Source organism: Derxia lacustris (genome assembly GCF_002105195.1).
GTDB lineage: Bacteria > Pseudomonadota > Gammaproteobacteria > Burkholderiales > Burkholderiaceae_E > Derxia > Derxia lacustris.
On record NZ_MUHU01000036.1, the window covers coordinates 23,574 to 39,041 of the forward strand.

Consider the following 15,468-nt stretch of genomic DNA (forward strand, 5'->3'; position numbering starts at 1 on the left):
CATCCGCCACAAGCACAAAACCAGCCAGTAACACAAGCCATGGCAACCACGGTTACCAAAAGGATGCCTGAGCCTTGCCTTCACAAGGCTCTCGGACTCCGGGCCTGACTGGTTCTTCGGCCACACGCCACGATTCTTGATCGCGCTCGCCGTGCAATCGCTCGGTCAAAACCCGAAACGGGCTCCAACCACCAGCGAGCGCCCCGGCAGTGGCGCGCGATCCTTCAAGAATGACGTAGCCACGCGCGCATCGGCGTCGAGCAGGTTACGCAGGGCGAGAAACAGTGTCATGTCCGGGTTGGCGCCAAGCGGTCGCCACTGCGCGCGCAGGCCGGCCAGAACATAGCCCGGCGTCGGTGCTTCGGCCGCGTCATCTCGAATGTCGTATTGCGAGACGTGATTTTGTCTGAACACGCCGGTGATATCGGCCGACAAATCGAAGCGATCCCTGCGCCAACCCACTTGCGCGCCCAATCGGGCCGGTGCGATGCGTGGCAGGTTGTCGCCGGCATGCGGGCCCGAGGTGAGCACCGCGCGCACCAGATCGCCCCAGAGCCGCAGCCGCAGTGCCTCGCCCTGCCATTCCACCTCGGCCTCGCCGCCGCGAAAGCGCGCGTCGTCCTGGCGGTAGCGCAGGTTGGCGAGGCTTTCGCCGTCATCGAGCGCGGTGCTGCTGCCGTCGAAATCGCCGTGGATGTAGTCGGAGAAGCGGTTCTCGTAGAGCGCGGTCTTCCAGCGCCAGGCGCCGGCGTGGGCGGCATACGACAGCTCCAGATTGCGCGAGCGTTCGCGGCCGAGTTCGGCGCTGCCGATTTCGTAGGCGAAGGTGGCCGGATGAGCGCCGACGAAATACAGCTCCTGCACCGATGGCGCGCGCTGCGAAAGCGTAGCCGTGACGCCCAGCTCCTGCCCCGCGAGCGGCGACCAGAACGCCGCCGCCGAGCCGCTGAACAGGCCGAAGCTGCGGTTGGGCGGCTGGCTGCCGTCCTCGCCGGCCTCGCCCGGGCGGTAGGCCGTGCGTTCGCCACGCAGGCCGGCTTCGTAGCGCATCGGGCCGGCGCGCAGACGTTCGAGCGCGAATACCGCGAGGCTGTTGCTGGTGGTGCGCGGCAGCACGCCCTCGCCCGCGCCGCGCACGCTGCCGTCGTCGACCGAGACGCCGACCGCGCCGTCGAGCCCGCCGATCGCGCGCTGCGGCAGTTCCACCCGCAGCTCGTTCGACTGGCTGATGAAGCGCGCGCCGGTCGAGCCGTCGGGCGCGACTTCGGCATGGCCGTATTCGGTGTGGCCGGCCTTGATGCGGGCGCGCTCGAACCAGCCGTCGCCGGGCGGGGCCAGTTCGGCGCGTGCCTCGATGCGCGTGCGGCCGAGCTGGATCGTGACCGGATCGGCGTAGTTGGGAATGCCGTAGTCCGACTCGTAGCGCTGCACCGCCAGACCCAGATTGCGCACCGCGCCGTCGCCAAACCAGGCGCCGCCGAGCGCGAACGACTGCGTGGTGGCGCCGCTGCTCGGCAGCCGGTCGCTGGCGACGATGCGGCCGCTGGCGTCGCGCAGCGGCTTGGCCAGCGAGTAATCGCCGCTCGCGTCGCGGAAGCCTTCGGCGCGCCAGGCCATGTCGGCGCCGGCCGGCGCGGTCATGCCGAAGGACAGCGTGGTGTCGCGCTCGGCGCTGGCGCTGCTCACGCCGACGTCGGCCTGCATCGCGTCGGGTCGTTCGAGCGGGATGCGGGTGGACACGACATTGACCAGCCCGCCGATGGCGCCCGAGCCGTAGAGCAGCGTGGCCGGGCCGCGCAGCACCTCGATCTGCGGCGAGTTGAAGCTGTCGGCCGCCACGCGGTGGTCGGGCGAGGCGGCCGACACGTCGCCGACGCCCAGGCCGTTCTCGGCGATGCGCACCCGGCTCGAATCCATGCCGCGAATGATCGGCCGGCCGGCGCCGGCACCGTAGGCGCTGGAACTCACGCCGGGCTGGTTGGCCAGCGTCGCGCCGAGGCTGCCGCGCTCGGCCGCGCGCAGCGCATCGCCGCGCAGCACGGTGGCCGGCGTGGCCTGGGTCAGCTCATCGTCGCGGCCGAGCGGCGAGGCGGTGATGGTCACCGTGTCGAGCTGAAGCTGCGTGCTGCCGCCCGCCGCTGCGGCGGCAGCGGCGCGGCCGGCCGACGACGCGGCGCCGCCAGCGCCAGCCGCCGCATCGTCGGCGGCGAGCGCCGCTGCGCCGTTGACGCCGGCCATCAGCCCGAAGGCGAGCGAAAGCGCGCGCGCCATCGCGGCGCGCGGGAAAACATCGAAAACCTGCATGGGAATCCCTTTGGCGCGCCCGCGAGGGAAAAGGGACGCGCACAGTCCTGCCGCGAAAGCGGCAACGCCGGCCACGCGGGCCGGCACCGGTTCAGCCGAACGGGACTGGGCGCGGCGGGGCGCGCGAAAGGAAGGCGGCAATGCGCCGCAGATCGGGCAGCGCGATGGCCGCCGACAGTCGCCGCACCAGGGCGGCGCACAACAAGGCCAGCGCCAGCGCCACGCCCGGCAGCGCCGCCGCAAGCGCAACGCCATCGAACAGCGCGCAGGCAATCCGGTCGGCGGCATGGCCGAACAGGGAAGTGCGCTCGTCGGCCACCGCCGCCGCGCCGACCGCCGGCAGCGCCGACCGCTCGACGGCGGGCACCGGCCAGGCCGCATGCGCGATGCGGTGAACCTGCCCGAGCGTCTGGCCGAACAGCAGCAGCAGCGCCAGCACGGACGCCGGCCATGCGCTGCGCGCAAATGCAAACAGGCGCAGCAACCGGGATTGCATGCGCCTGTTCGTCGAACTCATGACGGTGAAAGACTCAGTCGCCGTAGAGCTTCTGCTTCAGCTCGCGGCGCTGCTGCGCCTCGAGCGTGAGCGTGGCGGTCGGGCGGGCCAGCAGACGCGGCAGCCCGATCGGGTCACCGGTTTCCTCGCAATAGCCGTACTCGCCGCTGTCGACCTGCTGGACCGCCTGCTGGATCTTCTTGAGCAGCTTGCGCTCGCGGTCGCGGGTGCGCAGTTCGAGCGCGTGCTCTTCCTCGATGGTGGCGCGGTCGGCCGGATCGGGCACGACGACGGTCTCGCGCAGGTGTTCGGTGGTCTCGTCGGCGTTCTGCAGGATTTCCTGCTCCATCGCCTGGAGCCGTGCGCGGAAGAACGCGAGCTGCTGCGCGTTCATGTAGTCCTCTTCCGGCATCGCGAGGAGTTCGGCCTCGGTGATGCCGGCATAACGGGTGGTGTGAGCCGGGTTCACGGCGGCCGAACCGTCACGGGAAGACGGCGTGTTGTTCGATGCGGTCGCTGCCATCTCGATCCCTCTGATTTAACTAACCAAGCATTGCTCAAGCCCCTTCAGGATCACGTCCTGAGGCAGCTTGCGCCCGATGAAGACCATCTTGTTCGTGCGCTTGTCCTTGCCCCAGGCCTTGCCCATGTCGGAGCCCATCATCATGTGGACGCCCTGGAAAATGACCCGGCGATCCATGCCCTTGATGAAAAGCACGCCCTTATACCTCAAGAGGCTTTCGCCGAATACCTGCACGATCGACGACAGGAATTCATCGAGCCGGGCGCCGTCGAAGGGCTTGTCGCTGGTGAAAGCGAAGGCTCCCACGTCGCCTTCATGCGAATGCTCATGACGCCCGGCGAGGAAGTCGGGATCGATGTCGAGGATGGCGTTGAGATTGAAGCCCTTGATGTCGAGCACGTCCGACACGTCGGCGTCGCCGAAGGCCACGGGCTTGATCGGCGCGCGCGGGTTGATGGCCACCAGCCGCGCCTTGATGGCGGCAGCTTCCTCGGGCGTGACGAGGTCGGTCTTGCTCAGCAGGATGCGGTCGGCAAAGCCCACCTGCGCCTGCGCCTCGTCCTGCTCGTCGAGCGTCTGGCCGCCGTGCTTGGCATCGACCACCGTCACCACGCCGTCGAGCAGATAGCTCTCGGCGACCTCGTCGTCCATGAAGAAGGTCTGGGTGACCGGGCCCGGATTGGCCATGCCGGTGGTCTCGATGACCACGCGGTCGAACTTGAGCTTGCCGGTGCGGCGCTTGGCCGCCAGCTCGCCGAGGATGCGCACCAGGTCGCCGCGCACGGTGCAGCAGACGCAGCCGTTGTTCATCTCGACGATCTGCTCGCCGTCCTCGCGCACGAGCAGGTCGTTGTCGACGCTTTCCGGCCCGAACTCGTTCTCGATGACCGCGATCTTGTGGCCGTGCTCGGCCTTGAGGATGCGGTTGAGCAGCGTGGTTTTGCCGGCGCCGAGAAAGCCGGTGAGGATCGTGACCGGAATCATGGTGTTGGTGGACATGGGGCTTCCTTGGTTCGGCGAAGGCGGGAGCGACCTTCGCGCCGGCGTCGCGCGACGCCTGCTGTTGTGTTGTGCGGCGCCCGGCCCGGAGGCGGCGCCTTGACGCGGGGCTGACGATAACGCCGCACGGCATGTGGGGCGCGGCGGCGGTGTTTCAAGCGCGCGCGGCGGCAATGGGCGGCGGCCCGCGCGGGTTGTCGAGCCGCCGCGCCTCAGCCCGCCTTGCGCAGCACCAGCCCCTTCAGATACTCGCCCTCGGGGAAGGCGAGCCGCAGCGGATGGTCGGCATCGGCGCCGAGGCGCTCGACGATGACCGCGTCGGCCGGCGCGTCGGCGGCGGCACCGGCCACGATCTTCTGGAACAGCTCGGTCGAGATCGCGCCCGAGCACGAGTAGGTGAACAGCAGCCCGCCCGGCGCCAGCAGGCGCAGGCCGTTGAGGTTGATGTCCTTGTAGGCGCGCGCGGCGCGTTCCACATGCGCGGCCGACGGCGCGAGCTTGGGCGGATCGAGGATGACGAGGTCGAACTGGCGCTCCTCGGCGCGCAGCCGGCGCAGCGCCTGGAAGGCGTCGTCGCAGATCCAGTCGGCGCGGCCGGCGTCGAGGCCGTTGCGCGCGACGTTGGCGCGCGCCAGCTCCAGCGCGTCGGCCGAGGAATCGATCGACACCACGCTTTCGGCGCCGCCGGCCAGCGCCGCGACCGAGAAGCCGCCGGTGTAGCAGAAGGTGTTGAGCACGCGCTTGCCGGCGGCCATGCGGCCGACCTTGGCGCGGTTGACGCGCTGGTCGGCGTAGAAGCCGGTCTTGTGGCCGCCGACGATGTCGACGCCGAGGCGCAGACCGTTCTCCTCGATGGAGAAGCCGGCCGACGGGCCGGTCACGCCGGCGGCCGCGCGGATGACGCCGGTGCGCGGCGCCAGCCCTTCGAGGCCGCGCACGTCGCTGTCGCTGCGCTCGTAGACGTTGGGCGTGCCGGTGGCATCGACCAGCGCGGCCACCAGCGCGTCGCGCCAGCGTTCGGCGCCGGCGCTGGTGAGCTGGAGCACGAGCCAGGATTCGCCGCCGGCGGCCGGCGCCAGCTCGGCGCGGTACCAGTCGCAGATGACGCCCGGCAGCCCGTCCGACTCGCCGTGCAGCAGCCGCAGCGCGCCCTGGCGATCGAAGTCGGGCATCAGCGCGCGGCGCAGCGCGATGGCCTCGGCGACGCGGCGCTTGAAGAAGGCGTGATCGATCGGCCGGCTCAGGTCGAAGCTCCAGACCCGGGCGCGGATCTGCGAGCTGGGCGACCAGCTGGCGAGCGCGAGCGGCTTGCCGCCGGCGCTTTCGACCTGCACGGTCGCGCCCGGCTGCGTGCGCTGCGGCTCGGTCTCGATCGCGCCCGAGAAGATCCACGGATGGCCGTGCAGCAGGGCCTTGTCGCGGCCGGGTTTGAGGATGAGTCGGGCGGTCATGGCTTGGGCGGAAGAGGAGTGGAGCGGGCGGCCGTCAATCGCGCCGCCGGGCGCGCGGATGGGCCTGGTCGTAGGCCTGGGCCAGATGCTGGAAATCGAGCCGCGTGTACACCTGCGTGGTCGACAGGCTGGCGTGGCCGAGCATCTCCTGCACCGCGCGCAGGTCGCCCGAGCTTTGCAGCACATGGCTGGCAAAGCTGTGCCGCAGCATGTGCGGGCTGACGCCGCCCGGCAGCCCGGCGCGCGCGGCCTGGGCAGCGAGCTGCAACTGCACCACGCGCGGCGCAATCCGCGCGCCGCGCAGGCCGACGAACAGCGCCGGCTCATCGAACCTGGCGAGCTGCACCCGCGCGCGGCGCCAGGCGCGCAGGGCCTCGGCGGCCTGAGTGCCGACCGGCACGCTGCGGCGCTTGCCGCCCTTGCCGGTGACCGTCACCTCGCGCAGATCGTCGGCGAGCCAGCCGAGCGCATCGGGCGAGGCGCGCAGGTCGAGCCCGACCAGCTCGGCGAGGCGCAAGCCCGAGGAGTACATCAGCTCGAACATGGCGCGGTCGCGCAGCGCGACGGGGTCGATGCTGGCGGCTTCAGTGGCGACGCTGGCCGGCGCGGCGCTGGCATCGGCGGTCGGCACGGCCGGCGCCGCATCCCGCAGCGCGGCGGCCAGTCGCGCTGCGCGCCGCGCATCGGTCATGTCGCTGTCGAGCAGCTGGGCCGTCGCATCGGGCACCAGCGCCTTGGGCAGCAGCCGCGCCGCCTTCGGCGCCTTGACGCCGAGCGCCGGATTGGCCGCCACCGCGCCACGCCGTGCCTGCCAGCGATAGAAGGCGCGCCAGGCCGACAGCGCCAGCGCCACGCTGCGCGGCGCCTGTCCACGCTCGGCCAGTTGCGCCGCCGCGCGCCGAATGTGCAGCGGCTGCACCGCCATCAGCGGCACGCGGCCGCCGAGCGAGCCGATCAGCTCGGACAGCGCCAGCGCATACATCTCGACCGTGCGCTGCGCCAGCCGACGCTCGCAGCGCATGGCGTCGAGAAAGGCGCGCGCCTCGGGCGGCAGCTGTTCGATGTCCACGCCGGCGCGGCGCTCAGGCCTTGAGCAGGCGCGACAGCGCGGCGCTGGCGATCTCGCCGATGCGCGCCAGATAGGTCGTGCCCATCTCGGTCGTGAAGCGCTCGCTGTCGGGCGAGCCGAGCAGCAGCAGGCCAAACGCCGCCGGCGCCGCGCCCACGCGCAGCGGCAGGATCGCCACCGAGCGGATCACCAGCCCGTCGTTGCCGTCGGTCAGCCAGCGCACCGCATCAAAGCCCGAGTTGGGGCCGCAGTACGGAACCATCAGGCTGTTGGCAAAGCTGCGCGTGTCGGACGGCACCTCATGCGCCCACGACTGGCCGGCCGTGACTTCGGCCGGCGCGCCCCAGATGCGCATGGCCAGCGCCGGCAGCGCGAACGCGTTCTTCAGATTGCGCAGCACCGCCGCCGGCAGCCGGCGCGGATCGGTCTCGATGAGCAGATCGCGCACCAGCCGCTGGGTGCTCTCGGCGATCACGTCGTTTTCCTGGCCAAAGCGGATCAGCTCGGCCAGCTTGAGTTCGAGCGCATGCAGCTTGTCGCGCAGCACTTCCACCTGGCGCTCCTGGATCGACACCGCGCGATTGCCGTGCGGCGACACCAGACTGAGCTTGGCCAGCGCATCGGCATGCTCGTTGAAGAATTCGGGATGAGCCTGGAGCCAGGCGGCAACTTCGGTCGGATCGAGGGACATGGCGGCTTTGCGGAGGGCGTGGGCGGCGGGGCGCGGATTCTAGCGGTGCGGGCGGCCGGGGCATGGTGCAGTCGGCCGGCCCGCTGCGGGGCGATCAGATCTCGATCTCGCCCTCGAACACGATGGCGGTCGGCCCGCCGAGGAAGGCGACGCTGCCGGGGCCGTTCCAGGCCACGCTCAGCTCGCCGCCACGCGCCTCGATGCGCACCGGCGACTGCACCCAGCCGGCCAGGATGGCCGCGACCACCGCACCGCAGGCGCCGGTGCCGCAGGCCAGCGTCTCGCCGGCGCCGCGTTCCCAGACGCGCAGACGGATTGCGTGGGCGTCCAGCACCTGCACAAAGCCCACATTGGTCCGGCGCGGAAAGCGCGGATGGTTCTCCACCTGCGGGCCGACGCTGGCGACCGGCGCCGTGTCCACATCGTCCACGCGCAGCACCGCATGCGGATTGCCCATCGACACCACGCCGATCTCGACCGTGGCGTCGCCCAGGTCGAGCGGCCAGCGGTCGAGCTCGCCGTCGCGGCGCGCTTGCAGGCTGGTGGCGTCGAAGGGCACGCGCGCCGCATCGAGCACCGGCACGCCCATGCCAGCGGTGACCGCGCCGGCCGCATCCATCTCCAGCGTGATGAGGCCCGGCAAGATTTCCACGCTGACGCGGCGCTTGACCGTCAGCCCCTTGGCCGTCACGAAGTGCATGAAGGCGCGCGCGCCGTTGCCGCAGTGCTCCACCTCGCTGCCGTCGGCATTGACGATGCGGTAGCTGAAATCGTTGGCCGGGTCTTTCGGCTGGCCGACGATCAGGATCTGGTCGGCGCCGATGCCGTAATGGCGGTCGGCCAGTGCGCGCCAGCGCTCCGGCGCCAGCTCGATCGGCTCGCGCGTGGCATCGATGACGATGAAGTCGTTGCCCGCGCCCTGCATCTTGGTGAAGCGAAGTTTCATGATCGGCCAATGAAAAAGCCCGTGCGGATCGGCACGGGCTCGGGATGGTGCGGCAGCGGCGCGGTCGGGGCAACCCGACCGGCGCAGGTCAGCTGCGGTATTCGGCCAGGGTGCCGCGCATCTTCTTGAGCGCGGCCGACTCGATCTGGCGAATGCGCTCGGCCGACACGCCGAATTCGCCGGCCAGATCGTGCAGCGTGAGGTCTTCGCCCTCCTCGGCCAGCCAGCGCGACTCGACGATGCGGCGGCTGCGCGCATCGAGCTTGTCGAGCGCTTCTTGCAGGCCGACGCCGGCCAGCGCATCGCGGCGGCGCGCCTCGATCACGCGGGTGGGCTCGTCATGGTCGTCGGACAGGTAGGCGATCGGCGCGAATTCCTCCTCGCCGTCTTCCACCTGACCTTCGAGCGCCACGTCGCCGCCCGAGAGCCGGGTTTCCATCTCGACCACGTCGGCGCGCTTGACGTCGAGCGCATCGGCCATCGCGTCGATCTCGGCATCGCTCAGCGAGCCCGAGCCGGTCTTCATGCTGCGCAGGTTGAAGAACAGCTTGCGCTGGGCCTTGGTGGTGGCGATCTTCACGAGGCGCCAGTTGCGCAGCACGTACTCGTGGATCTCGGCCTTGATCCAGTGCATCGCAAAGCTCACGAGGCGCACGCCGCGCTCGGGGTCGAAGCGCTTGACGGCCTTCATCAGGCCGACATTGCCTTCCTGGATCAGGTCGGAATGCGGCAGGCCATAGCCCAGGTACTGGCGCGAGATCGAAACCACAAGCCGCAGATGCGACATCACCAGCTTCCCGGCAGCGTCGATGTCGTGGTTGTCGCGGAATTCGCGCGCGAAGCGGGTCTCTTCCTCAGGCGTCAGCAGCGGGATGCGGTTGACCGCCTGGATATAGGTATCCAGGTTGCCGACCGGAACCGGCATGTTGAACCGCGCCGGGGTTTGCAGACCGGAAGTCAGGGCAAGGGCGGTGTTCGTCATCTGGCAAATCTCCTTTGGCGGCGGCATCGCGAAGGCAGGTGCGCCGCTGTCGAAAAAATCTTAGCACTCGACAGGCGAGAGTGCTAAGCCGGAGAAAGCCGGCCTTACGATTTACAAAACGAATCAAATAGGCCGCTTCGATAGAAGAAAGCCTAGCCCAATCGGTTCGGCTGCCGAGTAACGAAATCGGCGGCTTTTGCAGCGGAAATCACGCCGCCGGGCGCGGCTACCCGGGATCAGGGATGGGTGCGCAACTGGCGCCAGGCCGACCAGTTGCCGCCAGCCGCGCCGAGCAGCACGCAGGCGACGACCGCAGCGCCGGCCTCGACCGGCTGCAGCGTCACCGGTACCGCCGCCGCCAGCGCGGCGAATTCGGCGCCGCCGTATTGCGTGACCGCCGCGCGCAGCGCATGGCCCAGCAGCGCCATCAGCCCGAGCGCCAGCGTGCTGCCGGCCAGCCCGAGCAGCGCCCCGCGATACACGAACGGCCGGCGGATGAAGCCGCCGGTCGCGCCGACCAGCCGCGCCACCTCGATCTCGTCGCGCAGCAGCAGCACCTGCACTCGCGTGGCATTGAAGGTGACCGCCATCACCACCAGCGCGAGCAGGCCGGCGAGGCCCCATTGCAGCGCCGTCACCACGCCGAGCGCGGCGGCCAGCCGCTGCACCCAGGCCGCGTCGAGCTGAACCAGATCGACGCCCGGCAGCGCACGCGCCGCATCGGCCAGCCGGGTCAGCCGGGCCGGCGCGGCATTGCTCGCGGTCACGATGAAGCTGTCGGGCAGCGGGTTGTCCTTCAGCGCATCGAGCGCGCCGGCGCCGCCGGCCCGGCCGGCCTCGATGCGAAACCGCTCCAGCGCCTCGCCGCGCGGCACTTCGCGCAGCTTGAAGCGCGCGCCCGGCGTGTCGGCGCGGGCGGCGGCCAGCAGCGGTTCGAGCTGGCCGCGCAGGGCGACGGTGGCTTCGGGCGGCGCCTCGGGCGCGAGAAAGATCGAGATCTCGGGGTCGGCGGCGATGTCGCGCAGCAGCGGCGCCAGCGCGCCGACGGTGGCGTGCAGCACCATCGGCAGCAGCACCGCGACCGCGATGACCAGCACGCCGGCCAGCCAGCTCAGCGGCTCGAGCGCAATGCCGCGCAGCGCCACGCCAAGCGCATGCAGATGAAAACGCAGCCAGATCATCGCTGGGCTCCCTGCGGCACCGCGACCGGCGGCGCGAAGCGCTCGTCGCCGACCAGCCGACCGTCGGCGAGCCGGATGGTGCGGGTCGCCGCGCCGGCCAGCACGTCGGGCGTGTGCGTGGCCACCAGCACCGTTGTGCCCAGGCGATGGAAGTCGGCAAAGATCTGCACGATGCGTTCGGCAGCGGCGGCATCGAGATTGGCGGTCGGCTCGTCGGCCAGCAGCACCGCCGGGCGGTTGACGATGGCGCGCGCCAGCGCCACGCGCTGCTGCTCGCCGCCCGACAGGGTGGCCGGCAGCGCCTTTTCGAACTGGCGCAGCCCCACCTTGTCGAGCGCGGCGCGGCCGCGCGCCACGGCCTGCTCACCGAAGCTGCCGGTACACAGCAGCGGCAGCATCACGTTGTCGAGCACGCTGCGGTCGTCGAGCAGCTTGGTGTCCTGGAAGGTGAGTCCGAGCTTGCGGCGAAACCACGGCACGGCGGCACGCGACAGCCGGCCGACATCCTGGCCGCCCACGCTCACGCGGCCGGCGCTCGGCCGCTCGATGGCGGCAATCAGCTTGAACAGGGTGGACTTGCCGGCGCCCGAAGGCCCCAGCACGGCAATGAACTCGCCGCGCGCAATGGCCAGATCGAGGCCGGCCAGGGCATCGCCGCGGCTGCCGGGATAGGCCTTGCGAACGGCCGCGAACTCGATCAGCGGGGCGGTCTGGGTCATGCACAAAATGCTAACACCCGGGTCTGGCAGGCTTGCCGCAGTGCCGCAGCGGGCCTTGCGCAGGCTTACCAAGCAACACAATCCGGCAGTCAGGCTCAAAAAACCCCGCTGCTAGAATCCGCCGCCGCCTGCCTTTCAGTGGCCTCACAACGGATTTTCAATAACAAACAAGGGCTTCGCGCACCACACCCGCCAATGAATGCCGCCTCCGCCCCTCCGCTCGTCGAACTCCGGCAGGTGTCGTTCGCCTATTCGGAACGGCCGATCCTCATCGATGTGTCGATGCGGTTTCCGCGCGGTCAGGTGGTGGCGATCATGGGCGGCTCGGGCTCGGGCAAAACCACGGCGCTGCGGCTCATCGGCGGCCTGGTGCGACCCGGGCACGGCGAGGTGCTGTTCGACGGCCAGCCGATCGATCCGGCCCGGCGCGAGTCGCTCTACGCCGCGCGGCGCCGCATGGGCATGCTGTTCCAGTTCGGCGCGCTGTTCACCGACCTGAGCTGCTTCGACAACGTGGCCTTCCCGCTGCGCGAGCACACCGATCTGCCAGAAGAACTGATCCGCGATCTGGTGCTGATGAAGCTCAACGCGGTCGGCCTGCGCGGTGCCGCCGGGCTCAAGCCGGCCGAGATTTCGGGCGGCATGGCGCGCCGCATCGCGCTGGCCCGCGCGATTGCGCTCGACCCGCAGCTCATCATGTATGACGAGCCCTTCGCCGGCCTCGATCCGATCTCGATGGGCATCACGGCCAATCTCATCCGCAATCTCAATACGGCGCTCGGCGCCACGTCGATCATCGTGAGCCATGACGTGCGCGAGACCTTCCTGATCGCCGACTACGTGTATTTCGTGGCCGACGGCCGCATCGCCGCCGAGGGCGCGCCGGCCGATCTGGAGCGTTCGGCCGATCCCTTCGTGCATCAGTTCATCAGCGCCAGCGCCGAGGGGCCGGTGCCCTTCCACATGGCCGCGCCGGCGCTGGCCGAGCAGTTCGGCATCGGCACGGAGCCGCGCGCATGAGCGCCGCACTCGATTTCACGGCCCGGCTCGGCGCGCGCACGCTGGCCCTGCTGGCCGGCATCGGCGAAGGCGCGCGGCTGTTTCTGCGCCTGCTGACGCAGGGCTTGTCGGCGTTTGGCCGGCCCCGGCTGGTGATCGACCAGATCCATTTCATCGGCAACTACTCGCTGGTCATCATCGCGGTGTCGGGGCTGTTCATCGGCTTCGTGCTGGGCTTCCAGGGCGATTACATCCTCGGCCGCTACGGCGCCGAGCAGTCGGTCGGGCTGCTGGTGGCGCTGGCGCTGCTGCGCGAGCTGGGGCCGGTGGTGGCGGCGCTGCTGTTTGCCGGCCGTGCCGGCACCTCGCTCACCGCCGAGATCGGTCTGATGAAGGCCGGCGAGCAGCTGACCGCGATGGAAATGATGGCGATCGACCCGGTGGCGCGGGTGCTGGCGCCGCGCTTCTGGGCCGGCGTGATCGCGCTGCCGATCCTGGCCACGGTGTTTTCTGCGGTCGGCATCCTGGGCGGGTGGCTGATCGCGGTGAAGCTCATCGGCATCGATGCCGGCGCGTTCTGGAGCCAGATGGAAGCCGGCGTGGACATCTTCACCGACATCGGCAACGGACTGCTCAAGGCGGTGGTGTTCGGCTTCACCGTCACTTTCATCGCGCTGCGCGAGGGCTTTGCCGCCGCGCCCACGCCCGAGGGCGTGTCGCGCGCCACTACGCGCACCGTCGTCATCGCCTCGCTGCTGGTGCTGGGCCTCGATTTCGTCATGACCGCGCTGATGTTCCGCTGACGCGCGCCGGAGAGAAAAGCAATGCAAACCCGTTCGGTGAATGTCTTCGTTGGGCTGTTCGTGCTGCTGGGTGCGGCGGCGCTGCTGTTTCTGGCGCTCCAGGCCGGCAATCTGGCCAGCTTCCAGCGCGGCGAAACCTATGAGGTGCTGGCCAAGTTCGACAACATCGGCGGGCTGAAGGCGCGCGCGCCGGTCAAGAGCGCCGGCGTGGTGGTGGGCCGGGTCGCCGACATCGGCTTCGACGACCGGACCTATCAGGCGGCAGTGCGGCTCCAGCTCGACAAGCGCTATGCCTTTCCCAAGGACACGAGTGCGGCCATCCTCACCTCGGGCCTGCTGGGCGAGCAGTACGTGGGCCTGAACGCCGGCGGCGATACCGACAATCTCGCGCCGGGCGAACGCATCGGCTCGACGCAATCGGCCGTGGTGCTCGAAAGCCTCATCAGCCAATTCCTGTTCAAGTCGGCCGCCGATGCCGGCGCCAAGAAGGAGAACGCGCCTTGACCAAGCCCGCCGTCCCGTCCGCCGCCGCCTGTCTCGCCGCACTGGCGCTGGCCGGCTGCGCCACCACCGGCGCCCGCGCGCCGAGCCCGGCCGATCCCTGGGAAGGCTTCAACCGCTCGATCTACGGCTTCAACGACCGGGTCGACCGCTATGTGACCAAGCCGGTCGCCGAGGGCTATCGGGCGGTGCTGCCCGAGCCGCTGCGCAACTGCATCTCGAACGTGTTCGGCAATGTGGGCGATCTTTGGTCGGCCACCAACAGCCTGTTGCAGGGCAAGCCGGCCGACACGGCGCACACGCTCACCCGCTTCACGATCAACACCATCTTCGGCTTTGGCGGCTGCGCCGACGTGGCCAGCACCCTGCCCGGCCTGCAGAAGCGGCCGGAAGACTTCGGCCAGACGCTCGGCGTCTGGGGCGTGGGCAGCGGGCCGTATCTGGTGCTGCCGTTCTTCGGCCCGAGTTCCGGGCGCGATGCGGTCGGTTTCGTTGCCGACCGTTTCGGCGAACCGATCGCCTACATCAACGACGACCTGCTGTACTGGTCGCTGTCGGCGACGCGGCTGATCTCGATCCGCGCCGAGCTGCTCGACACCACCAAGCTGCTCGACAACGCCTCGTTCGACACCTATGCCTTCACGCGCGACGCCTATCTGCAACGGCGCCGCTCGATGATCTACGACGGCAATCCGCCCAACTCGGCGCCCAGCTACGACGACGACGAGGACGACGGCGCCACCCCGGTCAAGCGCTGAGCCGCCGGGCTGCCTGTTACACCCGCCGCCGCCACACCCGCCGAAGATGACCGCCCGGCGCGCCTCTTGCGCCGGCATCCGCACGAGGAAAGCCAAATGCAACGACGCCAACTGATGAAACAGGGCGCAGCCCTGACCGCCCTGGCGCTGCTCGGCCTGCCGGCGGCCCACGCCGCCGTCGACGCCAGCGCGCCCGACCAGCTGATCCGCCAGCTCTCGACCGAGGTGCTCGACACGCTCCAGAACGACAAGGCCTATGCGAGCGGCGACATCAACAAGGTGATGCAGCTGGTCGACCAGAAGGTGATGCCGTATGTGGACTTCGAGCGCACCACCGGCCTGGCCGTGGGCCGCGCCTGGCGTCAGGCCACGCCCGAGCAGAAGAAGGCGCTGAGCGAGAGCTTCAAGCAGCTGCTGGTGCGCACCTATGCCGGCGCGCTCACGCAGGTGAAGGATGTGCGCTTCAACTTCCTGCCGTTCCGGCCCGAGGCCGACCAGCCGAACAAGGCGGTCGTCAAGACCCAGGTCATCCAGGCCAAGGGCGGCGACCCGATCCAGCTCGACTACGCGCTCGAACGCAAGGACGGCGGCGCCTGGAAGATCTACGACCTCAATGTCGTGGGTGTCTGGCTGGTCGAGAACTACCGCAACACCTTCGCGCAGGAAGTGAACAAGAGCGGCCTCGACGGGCTCATCAAGTCGCTCCAGACCAAGAACGCCGAGCTGTCGGGCGGGAAGGCCAGCTGATGGCCTGGCGCGCTCCGGTCCGGCTGCGCATGGCCGAAGCCAGCGCCGCGCTCGACGCCGGGCGCGCGGCCATCGCCGCCGGCGAAACGCGCATCGACCTGTCGGCGGCGACCGATGTCGATTCGTCGGCGGTGGCGCTGCTGCTGGCCTGGCGTCGCAGCGCCGGCGCGCGCGCGCTGGCCTTCGAAGGCGCCAGCCCGGCGCTGGCCGAGCTGGCCAAGCTCTACGGCGTGGACGAGCTGATCGGGCTCGTGCCGGCCACGTCCTGACTTCCGGCTGCCGGCGCCGGTTTTCCCCGG

Annotated in this window: 17 protein-coding genes; 6 read left to right on the forward strand and 11 right to left on the reverse strand. The window is 70.0% G+C overall.

Going from position 1 to position 15,468, the window contains the following annotated elements:
• Positions 1–165: 165 nt before the first annotated feature.
• The 11 genes from B9P64_RS21095 to B9P64_RS21145 form a co-directional block, all read right to left on the reverse strand.
• Positions 166–2,304 (reverse strand): TonB-dependent receptor, encoded by a 2,139-nt coding sequence (locus tag B9P64_RS21095; protein WP_085318080.1) that lies wholly within the window; start codon positions 2,302–2,304, stop codon positions 166–168.
• 91 nt (positions 2,305–2,395) lie between these two features.
• Positions 2,396–2,800 carry a hypothetical protein gene (locus tag B9P64_RS21100; RefSeq protein ID WP_139826444.1) on the reverse strand — a complete coding sequence of 135 codons (405 nt, stop codon included), beginning with the start codon at positions 2,798–2,800 and terminating at the stop codon, positions 2,396–2,398.
• 34 nt (positions 2,801–2,834) lie between these two features.
• On the reverse strand, positions 2,835–3,212 hold the full coding sequence (dksA, locus tag B9P64_RS21105; RefSeq protein WP_235840082.1) for an RNA polymerase-binding protein DksA: 378 nt from the start codon (positions 3,210–3,212) through the stop codon (positions 2,835–2,837).
• A gap of 126 nt (positions 3,213–3,338) precedes the next feature.
• Positions 3,339–4,322: a CobW family GTP-binding protein gene (locus B9P64_RS21110; protein ID WP_139826445.1), complete on the reverse strand. Its 984-nt coding sequence runs from the start codon at positions 4,320–4,322 to the stop codon at positions 3,339–3,341.
• Between the two features lie 212 nt (positions 4,323–4,534).
• Entirely contained in the window at positions 4,535–5,773 is a 1,239-nt protein-coding gene (locus tag B9P64_RS21115) for a class I SAM-dependent rRNA methyltransferase (RefSeq protein ID WP_085318083.1), read from the reverse strand.
• A 34-nt stretch (positions 5,774–5,807) separates the two neighbouring features.
• Complete coding sequence (locus tag B9P64_RS21120; protein ID WP_235840078.1) at positions 5,808–6,842, reverse strand: tyrosine-type recombinase/integrase; 1,035 nt, start codon at positions 6,840–6,842, stop codon at positions 5,808–5,810.
• Positions 6,843–6,855: 13 nt separating this feature from the next.
• Positions 6,856–7,533 carry a DUF484 family protein gene (locus tag B9P64_RS21125; RefSeq protein WP_085318084.1) on the reverse strand — a complete coding sequence of 226 codons (678 nt, stop codon included), beginning with the start codon at positions 7,531–7,533 and terminating at the stop codon, positions 6,856–6,858.
• Between the two features lie 94 nt (positions 7,534–7,627).
• Entirely contained in the window at positions 7,628–8,479 is an 852-nt protein-coding gene (gene dapF / locus B9P64_RS21130) for a diaminopimelate epimerase (RefSeq protein ID WP_085318085.1), read from the reverse strand.
• 88 nt (positions 8,480–8,567) lie between these two features.
• Positions 8,568–9,404, reverse strand: a complete 837-nt coding sequence (gene rpoH / locus B9P64_RS21135) for an RNA polymerase sigma factor RpoH (protein WP_235840083.1) — start codon at positions 9,402–9,404, stop codon at positions 8,568–8,570.
• A gap of 293 nt (positions 9,405–9,697) precedes the next feature.
• Positions 9,698–10,642, reverse strand: a complete 945-nt coding sequence (locus B9P64_RS21140; protein ID WP_085318087.1) for a cell division protein FtsX — start codon at positions 10,640–10,642, stop codon at positions 9,698–9,700.
• Positions 10,639–11,343 (reverse strand): cell division ATP-binding protein FtsE, encoded by a 705-nt coding sequence (locus B9P64_RS21145; RefSeq protein WP_085318146.1) that lies wholly within the window; start codon positions 11,341–11,343, stop codon positions 10,639–10,641. Before B9P64_RS21145 ends, B9P64_RS21140 begins: the two co-directional genes overlap by 4 nt.
• Positions 11,344–11,556: 213 nt before the next feature.
• Here B9P64_RS21145 and B9P64_RS21150 point away from each other — a divergent pair, with 213 nt between their 5' ends.
• From B9P64_RS21150 to B9P64_RS21175, 6 genes are all read left to right on the forward strand, one after another.
• Positions 11,557–12,381 carry an ABC transporter ATP-binding protein gene (locus B9P64_RS21150; protein WP_085318088.1) on the forward strand — a complete coding sequence of 275 codons (825 nt, stop codon included), beginning with the start codon at positions 11,557–11,559 and terminating at the stop codon, positions 12,379–12,381.
• A complete protein-coding gene (gene mlaE, locus B9P64_RS21155; RefSeq protein WP_085318089.1) occupies positions 12,378–13,163 on the forward strand; it encodes a lipid asymmetry maintenance ABC transporter permease subunit MlaE in 786 nt (261 codons plus the stop codon). The genes B9P64_RS21150 and mlaE overlap by 4 nt, the downstream gene beginning before the upstream one ends.
• 21 nt (positions 13,164–13,184) lie before the next feature.
• Entirely contained in the window at positions 13,185–13,667 is a 483-nt protein-coding gene (gene mlaD, locus B9P64_RS21160; RefSeq protein WP_085318090.1) for an outer membrane lipid asymmetry maintenance protein MlaD, read from the forward strand.
• Entirely contained in the window at positions 13,664–14,422 is a 759-nt protein-coding gene (locus B9P64_RS21165; RefSeq protein WP_085318091.1) for an MlaA family lipoprotein, read from the forward strand. Before mlaD ends, B9P64_RS21165 begins: the two co-directional genes overlap by 4 nt.
• Positions 14,423–14,518: 96 nt before the next feature.
• Positions 14,519–15,169: an MlaC/ttg2D family ABC transporter substrate-binding protein gene (locus B9P64_RS21170; protein ID WP_139826446.1), complete on the forward strand. Its 651-nt coding sequence runs from the start codon at positions 14,519–14,521 to the stop codon at positions 15,167–15,169.
• Complete coding sequence (locus B9P64_RS21175) at positions 15,169–15,438, forward strand: STAS domain-containing protein (protein WP_085318093.1); 270 nt, start codon at positions 15,169–15,171, stop codon at positions 15,436–15,438. Before B9P64_RS21170 ends, B9P64_RS21175 begins: the two co-directional genes overlap by 1 nt.
• Positions 15,439–15,468: the final 30 nt, after the last annotated feature.